Annotated in this window: 17 protein-coding genes; 12 read left to right on the top strand and 5 right to left on the bottom strand. The window is 35.6% G+C overall.

Annotated elements, in window-relative coordinates; all coding sequences use genetic code 11:
* From SB773_RS25025 to SB773_RS25040, 4 genes are all read left to right on the top strand, one after another.
* Positions 1 to 231, top strand: a complete 231-nt coding sequence (locus SB773_RS25025; RefSeq protein WP_060749996.1) for a sulfurtransferase TusA family protein — start codon at positions 1 to 3, stop codon at positions 229 to 231.
* Positions 232 to 269: 38 nt separating this feature from the next.
* Positions 270 to 629, top strand: a complete 360-nt coding sequence (locus tag SB773_RS25030) for a rhodanese-like domain-containing protein (RefSeq protein WP_131247307.1) — start codon at positions 270 to 272, stop codon at positions 627 to 629.
* 89 nt (positions 630 to 718) lie between these two features.
* Positions 719 to 1198: a DsrE/DsrF/DrsH-like family protein gene (locus SB773_RS25035; RefSeq protein WP_410592788.1), complete on the top strand. Its 480-nt coding sequence runs from the start codon at positions 719 to 721 to the stop codon at positions 1196 to 1198.
* Positions 1199 to 1231: 33 nt separating this feature from the next.
* Complete coding sequence (locus tag SB773_RS25040; protein WP_044444629.1) at positions 1232 to 2005, top strand: sulfite exporter TauE/SafE family protein; 774 nt, start codon at positions 1232 to 1234, stop codon at positions 2003 to 2005.
* Positions 2006 to 2038: 33 nt separating this feature from the next.
* Here SB773_RS25040 and SB773_RS25045 read toward each other — a convergent pair whose 3' ends face one another.
* Together SB773_RS25045 and SB773_RS25050 are read right to left on the bottom strand one after the other, a co-directional pair.
* On the bottom strand, positions 2039 to 2479 hold the full coding sequence (locus SB773_RS25045) for a hypothetical protein (protein ID WP_002029912.1): 441 nt from the start codon (positions 2477 to 2479) through the stop codon (positions 2039 to 2041).
* Between the two features lie 148 nt (positions 2480 to 2627).
* Entirely contained in the window at positions 2628 to 3830 is a 1203-nt protein-coding gene (locus tag SB773_RS25050) for an LCP family protein (RefSeq protein ID WP_410592791.1), read from the bottom strand.
* Positions 3831 to 4144: 314 nt separating this feature from the next.
* Between SB773_RS25050 and SB773_RS25055 the strand changes: the two genes are divergently transcribed.
* Positions 4145 to 5143, top strand: a complete 999-nt coding sequence (locus SB773_RS25055) for a YhdH/YhfP family quinone oxidoreductase (RefSeq protein ID WP_410592793.1) — start codon at positions 4145 to 4147, stop codon at positions 5141 to 5143.
* Positions 5144 to 5177: 34 nt separating this feature from the next.
* Here SB773_RS25055 and SB773_RS25060 read toward each other — a convergent pair whose 3' ends face one another.
* From SB773_RS25060 to SB773_RS25070, 3 genes are all read right to left on the bottom strand, one after another.
* On the bottom strand, positions 5178 to 6833 hold the full coding sequence (locus SB773_RS25060) for a Na/Pi cotransporter family protein (protein WP_410592795.1): 1656 nt from the start codon (positions 6831 to 6833) through the stop codon (positions 5178 to 5180).
* 511 nt (positions 6834 to 7344) lie between these two features.
* Complete coding sequence (locus tag SB773_RS25065; RefSeq protein WP_410592797.1) at positions 7345 to 8334, bottom strand: NAD(P)-dependent alcohol dehydrogenase; 990 nt, start codon at positions 8332 to 8334, stop codon at positions 7345 to 7347.
* 185 nt (positions 8335 to 8519) lie between these two features.
* A complete protein-coding gene (locus tag SB773_RS25070) occupies positions 8520 to 9722 on the bottom strand; it encodes an MFS transporter (RefSeq protein ID WP_002010745.1) in 1203 nt (400 codons plus the stop codon).
* A gap of 474 nt (positions 9723 to 10196) precedes the next feature.
* Between SB773_RS25070 and SB773_RS25075 the strand changes: the two genes are divergently transcribed.
* The 7 genes from SB773_RS25075 (at position 10197) to SB773_RS25105 (ending at position 16758) form a co-directional block, all read left to right on the top strand.
* Complete coding sequence (locus SB773_RS25075) at positions 10197 to 11285, top strand: DUF871 domain-containing protein (RefSeq protein WP_060750004.1); 1089 nt, start codon at positions 10197 to 10199, stop codon at positions 11283 to 11285.
* Between the two features lie 78 nt (positions 11286 to 11363).
* On the top strand, positions 11364 to 13304 hold the full coding sequence (locus SB773_RS25080) for a BglG family transcription antiterminator (RefSeq protein ID WP_410592800.1): 1941 nt from the start codon (positions 11364 to 11366) through the stop codon (positions 13302 to 13304).
* A gap of 109 nt (positions 13305 to 13413) precedes the next feature.
* A complete protein-coding gene (locus SB773_RS25085; protein WP_002087442.1) occupies positions 13414 to 13734 on the top strand; it encodes a PTS lactose/cellobiose transporter subunit IIA in 321 nt (106 codons plus the stop codon).
* Between the two features lies 1 nt (position 13735).
* Positions 13736 to 14041, top strand: a complete 306-nt coding sequence (locus SB773_RS25090; RefSeq protein WP_002188397.1) for a PTS sugar transporter subunit IIB — start codon at positions 13736 to 13738, stop codon at positions 14039 to 14041.
* Positions 14042 to 14118: 77 nt separating this feature from the next.
* Positions 14119 to 15429, top strand: coding sequence for a PTS sugar transporter subunit IIC (locus tag SB773_RS25095; protein ID WP_001013048.1), 1311 nt, complete (start codon positions 14119 to 14121; stop codon positions 15427 to 15429).
* Positions 15405 to 15683 carry a hypothetical protein gene (locus tag SB773_RS25100; RefSeq protein ID WP_002087437.1) on the top strand — a complete coding sequence of 93 codons (279 nt, stop codon included), beginning with the start codon at positions 15405 to 15407 and terminating at the stop codon, positions 15681 to 15683. The genes SB773_RS25095 and SB773_RS25100 overlap by 25 nt, the downstream gene beginning before the upstream one ends.
* A complete protein-coding gene (locus tag SB773_RS25105; protein ID WP_410592804.1) occupies positions 15673 to 16758 on the top strand; it encodes a DUF871 domain-containing protein in 1086 nt (361 codons plus the stop codon). Before SB773_RS25100 ends, SB773_RS25105 begins: the two co-directional genes overlap by 11 nt.
* The last annotated feature ends 225 nt before the right edge of the window (positions 16759 to 16983 follow it).

Below are 16983 nucleotides of genomic sequence, written 5' to 3' on the forward strand. Positions count from 1 at the left end.
ATGATGAATGTAAACCAAGTATTAGATGCGAAAGGTTTAGCATGTCCAATGCCGATTGTAAGAACGAAGAGAGCGATGGATGCTTTACAAACTGGAGAAGTGTTAGAAGTACATGTAACGGATAAAGGATCAGTAAAAGATATTCCAGCATGGTCAAAAACAGGCGGTCATGAAATAGTAAAGCATAATATAGAAGACGATGTGCTGAAGTTTTGGATTAAGAAGGCGTAGTGAAGAACTAGTTTTGTAAAGGCGGAGAGGTTGTTTATATGAATACAATATTAAGTACGCTTTTCATTGTAATTGCTGTATGGTTTGTTATTTCACGTTTTTTACCGGTGAAAGGTGTTCAAAATATAAATGGAAAAGAATTAAAGAGTATAGTGGGAAAACAGGGAAAGCAGTTTATCGATGTTCGTACAGTAGGTGAATATAGAGGAAATCATATGAAGGGATTTCAGAATATCCCGCTAAATGAGTTAGCTAGTAGAGCAAATCAATTAGATAAAAATAAGGAAATAATCGTTATTTGTCAGAGCGGGATGAGAAGTAAGCACGCAGCAAAAGTATTAAAGAAATTAGGATTTCAGCGCATTATAAACGTTTCAGGCGGTATGAACGTTTTGTAAGGAGAAAGTAGTATCAGGTGTAGCTAGATAATTTGAGTCTTTTTACAATTTTTAAAATACCCCTATAGGTAATTAGGAGGGAGAACAACATGGAACAACAGAAGAAAACGACGATTGTTTTATTTAGTGGAGATTATGATAAGGCGATGGCAGCTTATATTATTGCAAATGGTGCAGCGGCGTACGATCATGAGGTGACTATTTTTCATACTTTCTGGGGTTTAAATGCTCTTAGGAAAGATGAGCATGTGAAAGTAAAGAAAACATTTATAGAGAAAGTGTTTGGAAAAATGATGCCGCGCGGCGCTGATAAGATGGGATTATCAAAAATGAATTTTGCCGGTATGGGAGCAAAGATGATTAAAGGTATTATGAAAAAACATAATGCGATGCCTTTACCAGATTTAATCGATTTGGCGAAAGAACAGGGAATTAAACTTGTAGCTTGTCAAATGACAGTAGATTTATTAGGGTTAAAAGAGGAAGAGATTATGGATGGGGTAGAGTTTGCAGGAGTAGGAGCTTATTTAGCAGATGCTTCGGATGGGAATGTAAACTTATTCATTTAATTCACCTTCTTTTTAGAAGGGAGGGGATGTAAGATGAGCTTAGTCGTATTACTTTTTATAATTGGGTTTATAGGATCGTTTATATCAGGAATGGTTGGAATTGGTGGTGCAATTATTAATTATCCGATGATCTTATACATTCCGGTATTGCTAGGATTTGCTGGATATACATCACATGAAGTGAGCGGTATTACAGCGATTCAAGTATTCTTTGCAACTTTTGCAGGCGCGTGGGCGTATAGGAAAAGTAACGATATGGATAAAACTTTAGTTGTGTATATGGGAGCTAGTATATTGATAGGAAGCTTTGTAGGTAGCTTTAGTGCGAATCTATTAAATGAGCATGCTGTAAACGTTGTTTACACATTACTAGCTACTATTGCGTCTATTATGATGTTTATACCGAAGCGAAGCAATCGTAAGGGGACAGAAGGAATTACGTACAATAAGTGGCTCGCTAGTTTGCTAGCTTTTATTGTAGGAAGTGTTTCCGGCATTATTGGGGCTGGTGGTGCATTTCTTTTAGTACCGATTATGCTAGTTGTTTTAAAACTACCGATACGTACAACAATAGCAACATCTATCGCTATTACTTTTATTTCCTCGATAGGAATTACTACTGGGAAAGTGATTACTGGACAAATAGTTGTTATTCCGGCTCTTATCGTTGCGATAGCAAGTTTATTTGCCGCTCCTCTTGGAGTGAGAGTAGGGAAGAGAGTGAATCAAAAAGTTTTGCAATACGTATTGTCTACTTTAATTGTAGGAACTGCGATAAAGATGTGGGTTGATATGATATCGAAATAAAAAGATGGTGCTCTTGTAGCACCATCTTTTTATTTACGCCCAAATAACTTTCATTAAGTTCTTATATTCATCGTTTGCCAGTTTATATAGCATTCTCGTATGTTCAAAGACAAGTGCGGGATTAAAGTTTGGTTCTGAGAATGCAAGAGATGTTGAAATATCAATTGCATTTTGTTTGTTTAGCGTGAATTTTGCAAATCGATAAGATGTGTTTAATTCATTGATGACATGTAAAATATCATTTGTTGATGTTGAATCAGGTACAAGAGCAACATTGAAGCAGTATATATCCACAGCAGGATGTTCGCTTTGGAAAGCAGCGATAAGTTGAATTTTTGCGCCAGCTTCTGTTTCTAATCCTACTGAAAAATGTACCGAACCATCATTTTCATCTATATTTTCTTCCATGTATATATCGTTTGATTTTAAGTACTCTTTAAAATCTGAAATGTTATGTTTTACTGCAGCTTTCATATGCGTGGGCCCCCTGATAATTGGAATAGATTACTATTATTTATTATAATTTAAAAATATTAAAAAAGATAGTTGGAAAGTTCTGATTTTTTGTTTTAAAAGCATTAAAAAGAAGCAGTGCTCTACCTCCATAGAGCACTGCTTCACTTTATTCATTGTCATTAGACGATGTTTCTGTATCTTCACTGTTATTCTTATTTTGAGTTTCATCGTTACTTGATTCGCGTTTACTCGTATTTTCAGACGTAGATTCTTTTGTTTTCTCTGAGCTTGTTTTTTTCGAATCAGAATCAGATTTTGTATAGGCAGGTAGTCCAAGGTGACTACGAAGTTCGTTTGTAACATTAGCTAATTCTTTTTTATCTGGATTGTAGTAGTAAGTTCGACCACCACCAGCTGACTTACTACATGTATCATCACCTTTTGCCATGTAACAATCTTCACCTTGAAGTTGTAATTTCTCAATTTCCGAATCCGATCCATATTTATAGAATGAAAGCATGTCATCGAATGTTAAGTTTGTAACGAATTGTCCGTTAATATCATCAATTATGTTACCAACTTTTGTTACGGATCCAACGCTTGTTAGTTTCTTTAAAATGGCTTCAATAACGAGTTGCTGACGTTGACCACGCATCGCATCACTATCAACGTGTCGTGTTCTAGCAAGAGCAAGAGCTTCTTCACTATTTAACTTTTGAACACCTTTTTTTAAGTGAATTGCTTCGGCGTTATCATTACTATCTTGTTCAGTAAACTCAACTGGTACGTCAACTTCAATGCCGCCTAAATCATCAACGATTTTCATGAATGATTTAAAGTTGAATTTTACAAAGTAATCGACGGGAACATTCATTAATTTTTCAACTGCATCAATACTAGCTTGTGGTCCACCATCTTTTCCGTTTTTAGTAGAACCAAATGCATGAGCGTGTGTAATTTTATCTTTTTTCTTTTCTACTGGAATATAAGTATATGTGTCTCGTGGAATACTTAATAGTTTTACAGTTTTGCTATCTTTATTAAACGTTGCAAGTAATAGTGCATCCGTTCTTATAGCTTCACCATATTCTTTTCCGCGGACATCGCTTTCATCAACGCCCATTATTAAGACAGAGACGTTATTTGTAATAGGTTTTACAGCTTTAGCACGTAAATCAGACTTATCACCGCGTGCTAAATCGTGAGCGGCGTTTCGAACAGCAGAAGATGCTTTATTTACTAAAAACCATGTATAACCGCCACCTATTATTAAAACTAATAGAATAACGCTTATAATAATTTTTGTTTTTTTCTTACCTTTTTTCGGTTTATTGCGTGTATTTTCTTGCAAAGATGGGTTTTGCTCCATTTCTTGTACTCCTTCATTTGAATTGAAATACGACACTCATATCCACTTATTATAATGAAATTTAGCGAAAAAAAACATTACAAATCATTTACATTTCGTAAAAATTCAATTTATTTATAAAAAGTCAGATTTTCTATATTTTATTTTTAAGATGTAGAACAAGTATAATGTGTTTTAGTAGAAATGAAAATATGTAATGTGAGAAAGTGATAGAGAAGTAAGATTTGTTGAAATATAGCCAAGAAGATGTGATTAGCTGTATATGTACTTCTTATATAATAAAGAAAGATTTTACGGATGAAGGAGAGAGCATAATGAATCATACATCATTCCGAGCAATTGTCGTGAACGAAAAAGAAAATAATCAATTTGAAAGAAAGCTTGTTGAGAGAGAAGTCAATAGTTTACCTGAAGGAGACGTATTAATACGTGTTTATTATTCTTCATTAAATTATAAAGATGCCCTTTCAGCTACTGGTAATAAAGGTGTAACGAGAACATATCCTCATACACCAGGCATCGATGCAGCGGGAGAGGTTGTTAGTAGTGGGAATACCGCCTTTCAGGAAGGCGATCAAGTTATTGTAACTGGATATGATTTAGGTATGAATACTTCTGGTGGTTTCGGAGAATATATTCGCGTGCCATCATCTTGGGTTGTTCCTTTACCGAAAGAAATTTCTTTGAAGGAAAGTATGATGTACGGGACAGCCGGTTTTACAGCTGCCTTATCGGTATATAAGCTCATTAGAGCGGGAATTACGCCTAGTATGGGAGATGTTTTAGTAACAGGTGCTACGGGCGGAGTAGGCAGTGTAGCAGTTAGCATTTTAGCGAAGCTAGGATATGACGTAGTAGGATCAACTGGGAAAATGGAAGAGGAACAGATGCTGCTACGTTTAGGTGCAAAAAAGATGATTCATCGCGCGGAGTTGAGTGATGAATCAGGAAGACCGATGCTTAAAGGAATATACACTGGGGTTGTCGATACCGTAGGCGGAAGCATGTTAGAAAGTTCTTTAAAGGTAGTTAAGTATGGAGGCTGTGTAACAACGTGTGGTAACGTAGCAGGGCATGAATTAAATACAACTGTATACCCATTCATATTACGAGGGATTAGCCTTTTAGGAATAGATTCAGTTCAATGTCCAGTAGATGTGAGAAGAGACGTGTGGGCATTGCTAGCAGGTGAGTGGAAAAATTCAGAGCTATTATCTTATACAGAAGAATGTACATTAAAAGAATTAGATGAGAAGTTTACACTTATACTGCAAGGAAAGTTAAAAGGAAGAACGGTTGTAAAGATGAAATGAAAAAAGAGACGCTTACATTAGCGTCTCTTTCCTATTATAATGATTGTTTTAAATTTACTTTTCCTTGTTCACCTAAAACACCATCAGCGATATTTACAGCGTGATCACCGATACGCTCTAAGTTACTTACCATATCAACGTAGATGATGCTTGCATCACCTGAACAGCTACGTTCGTTCAGACGTAATACGTGACGTTTACGTAGAACACGTTCCATTTGGTCAATTTTACGTTCTTTTGCAATAACAGTTTGAGCTAGTTCAGTGTCAAAGTTTGTTAAAGCATTGATTGCATCTTGTAATGTTGAAATTGTTAATTCAAGCATTTCATTTAATTCAGCTAGTGCTTCATCTGATAGTGAAACGCGGTTTGAAATTTGGAAATCTACAAGTTCTACAAGGTTTTCTACATGATCACCGACACGTTCAATATCTCCAACAACACCTGCTAAAACTGAATGTTTCTCAGAGTCTGTAGGTGAAAGTGGTTTTTCTGATAGTAAAACTAAATACTCGATAATTTTTTTATCTAAATTGTTAATAGCTGCTTCTAATTGAGTAGCCATGTCAGCGTGTTTTTTATCTTGTGTATTTAAAAATTGGTTTGCTTCTTTTAATCCATGTAATGAAAACTCAGCCATACGAATGATTTCTTTTTGAGCTTCTGTTAAAGCGATAGCTGGAGATTGTTCAATAAAGATTGGATTTAAATGTTGCGGTTTAAAATCAATAGCGGAATCTTCACCGCGAATGATTTTTGTTACAATCCATGCTAACACTGCAATGAATGGGAATTGAATAACTGCATTCGTTACGTTAAATGTTCCGTGAGCAAATGCGATTGTCATTTCTGGATTTAAGTTTAATGATGTTTGGAAATGTTGAATTAAACTTGTAAATGGTACTAATAAAATTGTAAAGATGATTGCACCGACGATATTAAAGATAACGTGAACTAATGCTGCACGTCTTGCTGCAATAGAAGTACCGATTGCTGCTAATACGGCTGTAATTGTTGTACCGATGTTATCACCGAATAATACAGGAAGAGCAGCTTGTAAATCAATTGCACCCTGGCCGAATAATTCTTGTAAAATACCGATTGTCGCACTTGAACTTTGTACAACTAAAGTGAAGACTGTACCAACAACGATTCCTAGAATTGGGTTATCACTCATGCTAACCGTTAATTCTTGGAATGATTCTAATGAACGAAGTGGCTTCATACCCGCACTCATTAATTCTAAACCGAAGAATAACATACCAAAACCGAATATAACTTGACCTAAAGAATGTACTTTTTTATTTTTAAAGAAGAATAGTAAGATAGCTCCGAGCGCCATAATTGGGAGAGCGTATTCTCCGATTTTAATTCCGATAATAAATGCAGTGACTGTCGTTCCGATGTTCGCGCCCATAATAACACCAATTGCTTGTCTTAATGTCATAAATCCGGCACTTACAAGTCCGACTGTTAAAGCGGTTGTTCCTGAACTTGATTGAATTAATACTGTAACTAACATACCTGCAAGTACACCCATAAGAGGGTTTGTTGTAAAACGATCTAGAATATCGCGAAGACGATCTCCAGCTGCTTGTTGCAGTCCATCGCCCATGTATTTAATCCCGAATAAGAAAATACCTAATCCACCAATGAACTGGAAGATCATATCTTGAATATTGTATTCCACGCATTCCACTCCTTAAATTTCATGTACGATGTAATTATTAACTAAACCTTGAGGAACTGTAAACGGTTTATCAGTAAAATTTACACTAAATTTACAAAGGGATAAAAAGTTTACAAATTTTTAAAGAAACACCTGGATTTAATTGGTTTTTTAGATGATATATCTGATCGGTTTGTAAAGAAGTCACATTCATCACACTATTTGCGGATAGTAAAAATAGGAGAGGTAAACTATCCAAATTGGATGCGCTAAGTAAAGTGTCACCTTATTTATAATAATGGTTCTTTGCATATTTTTTGATTAAAGTTAGAAAAATATGTAGGGAAACGGGGGAGGTTTGAAATGGATTTATTTAATGAAAGTGAAAAACGATTAAATTATTTTAAACTGTTTTCTTTTGAGATGCTCGCAACAATAAAAAAGAGCAATTCGCATATGAATTTGCTCTGCCTTTTTATGTTAAAAACTTTCGGTGCTTTGCATTTTAACAATTATGCAAAGTGTTTTTTCTTTATTTAGAATCGTCATTATGCTCCATAGTGATGACGACATTTCCCTTCTTATGTCCCTTTTCAACATATATGTGAGCTTCAATAATTTCCTCAAAAGTGTATTGCCTATCAATGACCACTTTTATTTTACCGTTCTCAACAAGTTCTTTAAGGAAATTTAATGCTTCGGAAGTTTCAGGTGCGTTTTGACTTAATATGAGTTTCACGCGACTTGTCAATTTAGTCCAGAGCATTTGAGCACTTGGTAACGGTTCAACGATATTTATATAGGTACCATCTTCCTTTAACATTTTAATACACTCTGAAAAGGAGCTCCTGTTTACCGCTTCAAAGATAACATCATAAGTTTCGTCTGTAGTAGAAAAATTTTTTGTGGTGTAATCAATTACTTCGTCAGCTCCTAGAGATTTGACCAATTCTAAATTGGAGCTACTGCACACACCTGTAACTGTTGCGCCGAAATATTTGGAAAGTTGTACTGCATAACTTCCGACACTTCCAGAAGCTCCGTAAATAAGAATGTTTTGACCGCTTCGAACGTTAGCTTTCCTAAGGAAAAACAAAGCTGTACGTGCTCCAATTGGGATGGCTGCGGCTTCTTCATAGGATATATTGGAGGGCTTCATGCACACTGCTCCATCTTCAGGTAGACAAATATACTCAGCATAAGAACCAAAATTTACTTGGGTAGCTGCACACACTTGGTCTCCTTTTTTAAATCGTGTGACGTCTTTTCCTACCGATTCAACTTCACCAGCCAATTCCATTCCTAGTATTTGTTTTTTCGGTTGCTTAAAGCCAAGTGCGATTCGAGCGGGTAGCCAAACAGAAGAGGGAACCGTAAAACTTCGTGAGCGAATATCTCCTGCTGTTACGGTTGTCGCTTTTATTTTCACTAGTATTTCATTGTCCTTAGGAGCAGGTTTTTCTATCTCTTTCAGTTGAAGAACGTCGGGGAGACCGTATTTTGTGTACACTATTGCTTTCATTAATATTTCCTCCAATTCGTTCTATATATATTAATATCATACGAACAACATGAATAAATAGAACAGCGGTTCACTCTTCAATACAATGCAAAAAGCAGTGTGATTTTTTTAGGAATCCACTGCTTTTTACAAATGTGTATGCATGATTTTTTGGTCCAAGTACTTCGAAAAAGAACCAATTAGCATTACCCAACGGCTTTTTCTTTTGTTTTATCCCCCTGTTTTTGCTTCCGTAAGCTTGTGATGTAAATGAAAAGAAAAGCGATAAGTAATAGAGAGGAATATCGATATACAGTTGCATAGTTGGTAAAGTGTGCAATGAATCCAAAAATAATCGCTCCAGCACCAATTCCAAGATCAAATGCTGAGAAGAATGTTGCTGTTGCTACTCCTCTCCGGTGCGGTGCTACTCGGTCAATCATCCATGCTTGTAGTGCCGGTTGAATTGCTCCGAAACCACTGCCGTAGCACGCTGCGGCAATAATTAAACTCGGAATTGTAGTTGTATACGATAGCAAGATAATACCTGTAAACGTAATAATAACTCCTGGAATGATGACGAATGTATGGCCTTTCGTATCATATAATCTTCCAGAAAACGGACGAGTTACAGCGATTGCAAGTGCGTTAAATAAAAAGAAGAGACTGATATCAGCAATCCCGACTTCTGTAGCAAATAATGTGATAAAGCTCCCAATTCCCCCGTACATTAATGTAATACATAATATTAATAGTGAAGGAAGTAAAGCTTTACGCTCAATAAACCCATCGAGAAAGGTACCAGATGTTTGCTGTGGTGGTTGCGGCGATTTTTTGATTTGAAGTAGTTTCGTTAATATTAATGAAACTATTGTGCATGAAAGTGCACATAAAAAAAGAATCGTGAAGTTATATGCTTGCATAAGCCAAAGTCCAATAAGCGGACCGAGCGCCATGGCAATAGTTCCAGAAAGACCGAAATACCCCATGCCTTCTCCGCGGCGAGCTTGCGGAATTAAATCTGAAACGACAGTTCCGTATGTAGTCGTTGTAATACCAAAACCAGCTCCGTGTAAAATTCGAACGGCAAGCAATAGGAAAACGGTTGAAGCGAAAAGATAACTGCCCATAGCGAGTAAACAAATAGCGGTACCGATCATTAAAATGATTTTTTTGTTGAATTTCTGCAAGGCATTTCCAGTTAGCGGCCTAATAAAAAGTGCTGCAACGGTAAACATGCCGACAACGAATCCGATATTTGAACTTGTGCCCCCAATTTCTTTCACATAAACAGGTAAAGTTGGAATTAACATTTGAAATCCTAAAAACATACATAAGTTTGCTAGAATTAGCGCAATAAACTCTTTCGTCCATAACGGTTCTCGTTTTACGAGTATTGCCTCTCCCATATATTCATCCCCTATATAAAAGTTTTCCCGCTATTTGCGGGCAGTAAAACTCCCACCTCAAAATCCGGCTGGAGCAAAGAAGTTAGGTGGGAGATCAGCTGCCCGTAAACGCCCGATTGGTGAAGGCTAATAATCAGTGGGGGATGAACAAAACCCCACACTGATTAAAGTTTCACTTTATCTCTGTTCTTTCGAGTATATGTATTGGTCAACGTAACAGTCAAGGAAGGTGCCTTGAAAACGTATAACAATTTTTAAGGCAAAAAACTGACAAATTTGTGGGAAGACTACACAACTTTGAAAAAAAGATGTAAAGTATAGATGTATAGACTAGTAGTTGTTATGAATGATAGAAATTATTTTTTCTTTAAAGAAAGCGGATTCAAATGGTAGTGGACGAGAAGGGGATACATACTTTTTCACTACATATATTTGAAAAGGTTTACAATATGATGAAGAAAGAGGCGTGTACATATGAGACGATTAGGTATTTCTATTTATCCAGAGCATTCGACAGTAGAGGAAGATAAAGAGTATGTAACATTAGCAAGTAAATACGGATTTACACGTGTGTTCACATGTTTACTATCTGTGGATGGCGAAAAAGAGAAAATTGTAGAAGAGTTTAAAGAAATAATTTCTCATGCGAATGCATTAGGGTTCCAAGTATTGGTTGATATTAGTCCGTCTGTTTTTGAGCAACTAGGTATTTCTTATAATGATTTATCGTTTTTCCATGAACTAGGTGCTTACGGTATTCGTTTAGATGTTGGTTTCTCAGGATTAGAAGAATCGATTATGACGTACAATCCATACGGTTTAAAAATTGAGATTAATATGAGTAACGGTACGAAGTATGTAGATAACATTATGAGTCATAGACCAAATCGTGAAAATTTAATTGGCTGTCATAATTTCTATCCGCATCGTTATTCAGGATTATCATACGATCATTTCATTAAATGCTCGAAACAATTTAAAGATTACGGTATGAGAACAGCTGCTTTTATTTCATCATTCGATGCAACATATGGACCTTGGCCAGTAACAGAAGGGTTATGTACGCTCGAGCAGCATCGCGAATTACCGATGACAACACAGGCGAAGCATTTGTTTGCAACAGAATTAATTGATGATGTTATTATTGCGAATGCTTATGCTTCAGAAGAAGAATTACAAGCACTAGGTGCGTTAAATAAAGAGAAACAAACATTTGATATAGAACTATACGATACAACAACAGATTTAGAAAGAATTATCGTATTAGAAGAACCTCATTTTTATCGCGGGGATGTATCTGAATATATGATTCGTTCTACACAAAGTCGTGTGAAATATAAAAAAGAAGAGTTTAAACCGCATAATACGCGTGAAATTAAGCGTGGCGATCTTTTAATTGATAATGAGCAATATGGCCAATATAAAGGTGAATTGCAAATTGCTTTAAAAGATATGGTGAATACAGGAAAAACAAATGTAGTTGGCCGAATTATAGAGGAAGAAATCTTCTTATTAGATTATTTACAAGCTTGGGATAAGTTTGGATTTACGCTAAAGAAATAATGAACGCGGGATAAAAGGGAAAAAACTACTGATTTCAGTGGCTTTTTCCCTTTTATATAAAGAGCGAGAGGAAGAGCTATGACAAAAGTGCATCAGCGATTAATTTCCATTTTAGAGGAGTTTTTAGAAGAGAAATCGATGCTAAATCGAGCTTTTTTAGCGAGCCGTTTACACGTATCAACGAAGACGATTCAAAAGGATATAAAATTATTAAATGATATATTGGAAGAACACGGAGCGAAAATTGAATCACAAAGAGGGAATGGGTACGAACTAGAAATTATACAAACTAAGAAGTTTGAAGATTTTTGCGTAAATGTATTTCAAAAACAGACAGAAAAGATTCCAACTTCTTATGAAGAAAGAGTAGCCTATATTTTACACCGTATTTTAACGACAGATGGGTATGTGAAGCTTTCACAGCTAGCGGAAGAGATTTATGTGAGTAAATCTACTGTAAACTTAATTATGAAAGATGTTACGGATATTTGTAGTCGCTATGAGTTACAAATTGAAAAAAGACCATATTATGGTATACGTATTGTAGGAGAAGAATTTAATATTCGTTCTTGTTTATCACAATATGGTTTGCCACGTTATGACCATACTCCGTTTCATGAGAGCTATGAGCAGACGGACACATATTTATCGTTACCCCATATTTCTCTCATCCGCTCAGTTATACTAAAGTATATCGAGGGAGGAACGATATATTTATCAGATATAGAAATTGATAATTTATCAATTCATATTGCGATTGCTTTAAAGAGATGCAGGGATGATCATTACATTCAAGCACTACATGTAGAGGAATCTGAACTTATAATAAAGAAAGAATATAAAATTGCGAAACAGATTTTAGGGAATTTAGGGGAAGAGCTAAAACTTCAATTTCCAGAAGAAGAAATTTTATATGTGACGATGCATTTATTAAGTACTGCTGTTACAGCGAGAGATCGCTATGAAAATGTGGAAGAGCTATTAGGGAAAGACGTATATGCATTCATGCAGCATATTCTTTTCAAAGTAGCGGAAGAACGGAATCTTACTTTTTATTATGATGAAGAATTATTATTTGGTTTTGGTGTTCATTTAAAAACGTTATTAAATCGTTTGAAATATAAGTTAAATACGCGAAATCCTCTTTTGGCAGAAGTGAAAAAAAATTATCCATATGCTTTTGAAATTGCAGTTCTCGTTGGAGATATAATTGGTGAATATACGGGTGAATCCATTCCAGAGAGTGAGATTGGTTATATTGCCATTCACTTTGGTGGGGCGATGAGCCGCTTGCAGGAAAATAATCAAAAGAAAAGATGTTTATTAGTTTGTGCAACTGGTCAAGGGAGTGCACAACTACTGAAATATAAAATTCTATCACATTTCCGAGATAAACTAGAGATTGTAGGTATTACAGGGTACTATCAATTGAAAGTGGAAGATCTTTATAAAGATAAAATAGATTGTATTATTAGTACGATTCATATACCGAGTGGTTTGCATGTTCCGGTTATAAAGGTAAACTCAATATTTGATGATAAAGAGATTAAATCAATTGGTAAGCAGTTATTTACACATGTGAATGATAGTATCCAGCAATATATTAAGGAAGATTTGATCTTCTTAAATCGTAGTGCTTCTACGAAAGAGGAGGTTATTCAGTTTTTATGTGAGAAAGCTGCTGAGAAAAACTATGTACCCGCAAACTTTTATGCTTCTGTTATGGAGAGAGAGAACACATCTCCTACAGCGGTTGGAAACTTAGTGGCAATTCCGCATCCGATGCAATTATTAAGCGATACGACATTTTTGATGTTTTGTACACTCGATAAGGCGATTGACTGGGGAGATAAAAAAGTACAAGTTATTATTATATTTAGTGTGAAGCGCAATAATAATGAAGGTTTACAAAAGCTTTATGATTTTTTATATGATATTATGTCTAGTCAAACTATAATAGAAAAATTGCATCAGGCTCAAGCTGTTGATGATTTTCAAGAAATCTTACTATCATTATGAAAAAGTATATTAAAACTTCCGTTACACAACGGAAGTTTTTTATGTTTAATTGTATGCGTTTTCATAATAAGATAAAAATATAGAAAAACATAACTTGGAGGAATTTTAAATGACTGATATGCAAACTCCATTTGCGTTAATTTTACATGGTGGCAACGCGAGAAGCGCGGCACTTGAAGCAATCGCTTTTGCAAGACAAGGAGATTTTGAGAATGCGAGTGAAAAGATGACACTTGCTAGTGAGGAAATATCATCCGCTCATCGTATTCAAACGGATTTAATTCAAGAAGAAGCAAGAGGAAATCATGCAGAAATAAGTTTACTGTTAGTGCATGCACAAGATCATTTAATGAATGCCATTACAGTGAAAGAACTTGCTGAAGAATTTATTACTCTTCATAAACGAGTGGAAGAGAAAGTGACAGTGTAATATGTACATTTTATTATGTTGCGCGGCAGGTATGTCAACGAGTATGGTTGTAAGAAAAATGCAAGAAGAGGCAAAGAAACAAGGGAAGGATTATAAAATTAAAGCAGTCGATTCAGAACTTGTGAAACTGGAAATGAAAAATGCTGATGTTGTTTTAATTGGACCACAGGTCAAGTATTTGTTTCCAGCGGTAGAGTTTCTTGCGAAATCATACGATATACCAGTTGCAATTATAGAACAACGAGATTATGGCATGTGTGATGGTTTGAAAGTACTTAAGCAAGCAGAACAATTAATTTTAGCGTAATTATATTTTTTTAAATATAAACATTATAATGTTATAACTTTTAAGTTTCGCCACATTGAACATAGGGAGGGTTATCGATGAATGGTTTTATGAGTTTTATGGAACAGAAGATTATGCCGACAACGCAAAAGATTGCGGGGCAACGACATTTATTAGCAATTCGGAACGGAGTTATTTCTACGTTACCGTTAACGATTGTCGGATCATTTTTCGTTATCTTTTTAAATTTACCAATTGATGCATATATGGAGTGGATTGCACCGTTTCGCCATATTTTAGATATTCCATTCCGATTTACAGTAGGATTAATGGCATTATATGCAGCGTTTGGGGTAGGGGCTTCACTCGCGAACTTTTATCAGCTCAATCAATTAAGTGCAGGATTATTATCTGTACTCGCCTTTTTACTAGCATCAGTTGAACCAATTCAAATAACAAAAGCTGTACCAGGTGTTATTGATGCAGGTAGATATATTTCAGTAGGAACATTAAGTGCAACTTCTTTATTCGGAGCAATTGTTACAGCATTAATTGCAGTAGAAATTTATCACTTTATGATTAAGCATAATATTTCGATTAAATTACCAGATAGTGTACCACCAGCAGTTGCAAACTCGTTTGCAGCATTAATTCCAACTTTAGTAGTTATTCTTTTATTCTGGGGTATTCGTTACGGTTTGAAATTTGATGTAAACACAACAATCACATATTTAATCGCACCATTAAAATCAGTATTAGTAGGAAATAATTTATTCGGCGGTTTATTAACAGTATTCTTAATCGTGTTCTTCTGGTCGTTCGGTATACATGGCCCAGCGATTTTAGGACCAATCATCCGTCCGATGTGGGATTCAGCAATTCTTGAAAATATGGAAGTATTCACGGCTACAGGAAATGCACATCAGTTACCAAACTTATTTACAGAGCAATTTATTCAATGGTTCGTATGGATCGGTGGATCAGGCTCAACGTTAGCTTTAGTAATTATGTTTATGTTCTCTAAATCTAAGTTCTTAAAAGAGTTAGGTAGATTATCATTCGTACCAGGATTATTCAATATTAACGAGCCAATTATTTTCGGGGCACCAATTGTAATGAACCCAATCTTAATTATTCCATTCGTTATTACACCGTTAGTTACAACGACGGTATCATATTTCGCAGTTGTTTCAGGTATGATTCCGCTCATGATGGCGAAGCTGCCATTTACGATGTTAGCACCAATTGCAGCGATTATTAGTACGGACTGGACAATTATGGCTGGTGTACTCGTACTTGTTAACTTTGTTATCTCATTCGTTATTTACTATCCATTCTTCAAAATGTATGAGAAGCAACAATTAGCAGGAGAGGAGAAAACAGAATGCTCGGAGCAATTATCATCTTAATTACATTCGTGGCGGGGCAGTGTATTGCACATTATTCAAAGTGGGTACAAAGTAAATCGCTATTAGTTTTACTACTTGTGTCGATATTATTTATTGGATGTTCAATGGGAGCTTATGTGGCATTTAGTTTAGAATCACCGTACTTTATCATCGTACCAACGATTTTATGTGCAACATGTTTATCTGCAAAATATAGATTTACGAGCATGGCATTAATACAACGTGTGAAGGAGATGCAAAAGCATGGAGCGTAAATTAGGAATTTCACTTTATCCAGAGCATTCAACGAAAGAACAAGATATGGCATACATTTCGGCAGCGGCACGCCACGGTTTTTCAAGAATATTTACATGTCTATTATCTGTGAATCGTCCGAAAGAAGAAATTGTAGCTGAATTTAAAGAAATTATTAATCATGCAAAAGAGTACAATATGGAAGTTATTTTAGATGTAGCTCCAGCAGTATTCGATCAACTTGGTATTAGCTATAGTGATCTAGCATTCTTCGCAGAGTTAGGTGCAGATGGAATTCGTTTAGATGTAGGGTTTGACGGGTTAACAGAAGCGAAAATGACGAATAATCCATATGGTTTAAAAATTGAGCTGAATGTAAGTAATGATATTGCCTATTTAGAAAATATCCTTTCGCATCAAGCGAATAAATCAGCTTTAATTGGTTGTCACAATTTTTATCCGCAAAAATTCACTGGTCTTCCGTATGATTATTTCATTCGCTGTAGTGAACGCTTCAAAAAGCATGGTATTCGCAGTGCAGCCTTTATTACATCGCATGCAGCTGACATCGGTCCATGGGATATTAATGACGGATTATGTACGTTAGAACAACATCGTAACTTACCAATTGAAGTACAAGCGAAACATTTATGGGCAACAGGGCTTATTGATGATGTTATTATCGGAAATGCTTATGCGAGTGAAGAAGAGTTAGAGAAACTAGGAAACTTAAATCGTTACATGTTACAGCTAAAGGTACACTTTGTAGACGAAGCGACTGAAGTAGAGAAGAAAGCAACACTGCAAGAATTACACGTAAGACGCGGCGACATAACAGAATATATGGTACGTTCTACAGAAGTACGTAAAAAGTACAAAGACTCTGACTTCCCAGTGCGCGAAAGTGTAGGACAGGAAAGAGGGCAAGTTGTAATAGGTAATAACTCATTTGGTAAGTATAAAGGTGAACTACAAATCATCTTGAAAGAAATGCCAATAGATGAACGGAAAAATATTGTCGGTACAATTGCAGAAGAAGAGTTATTCTTACTAGATTATGTAGGAGCTTGGACACAGTTTACTTGTGTGGAATAGGGAGGGTAAGAGAGTATGCTATAGCATACTCTTTTTTCTGTTGAAATAGTAGTCTATCGTATATAGAATTCAAAGGGATAGATTTAACTCGGACGGGGGAGAAGGAGAAAGAATGTAAGAATCATAAAAAAAGAGTCAGTCTCAACGTTGAAGTGCACCCCAATTGTTAGACACGGTCTAACAATTGGAGGTGCATTTTTTATGGCTAAATTTTCTTCAAAAGAA

The sequence above is a fragment of the Bacillus sp. SIMBA_074 genome (assembly GCF_046534555.1).
Taxonomy (GTDB): Bacteria; Bacillota; Bacilli; order Bacillales; family Bacillaceae_G; genus Bacillus_A; species Bacillus_A mycoides.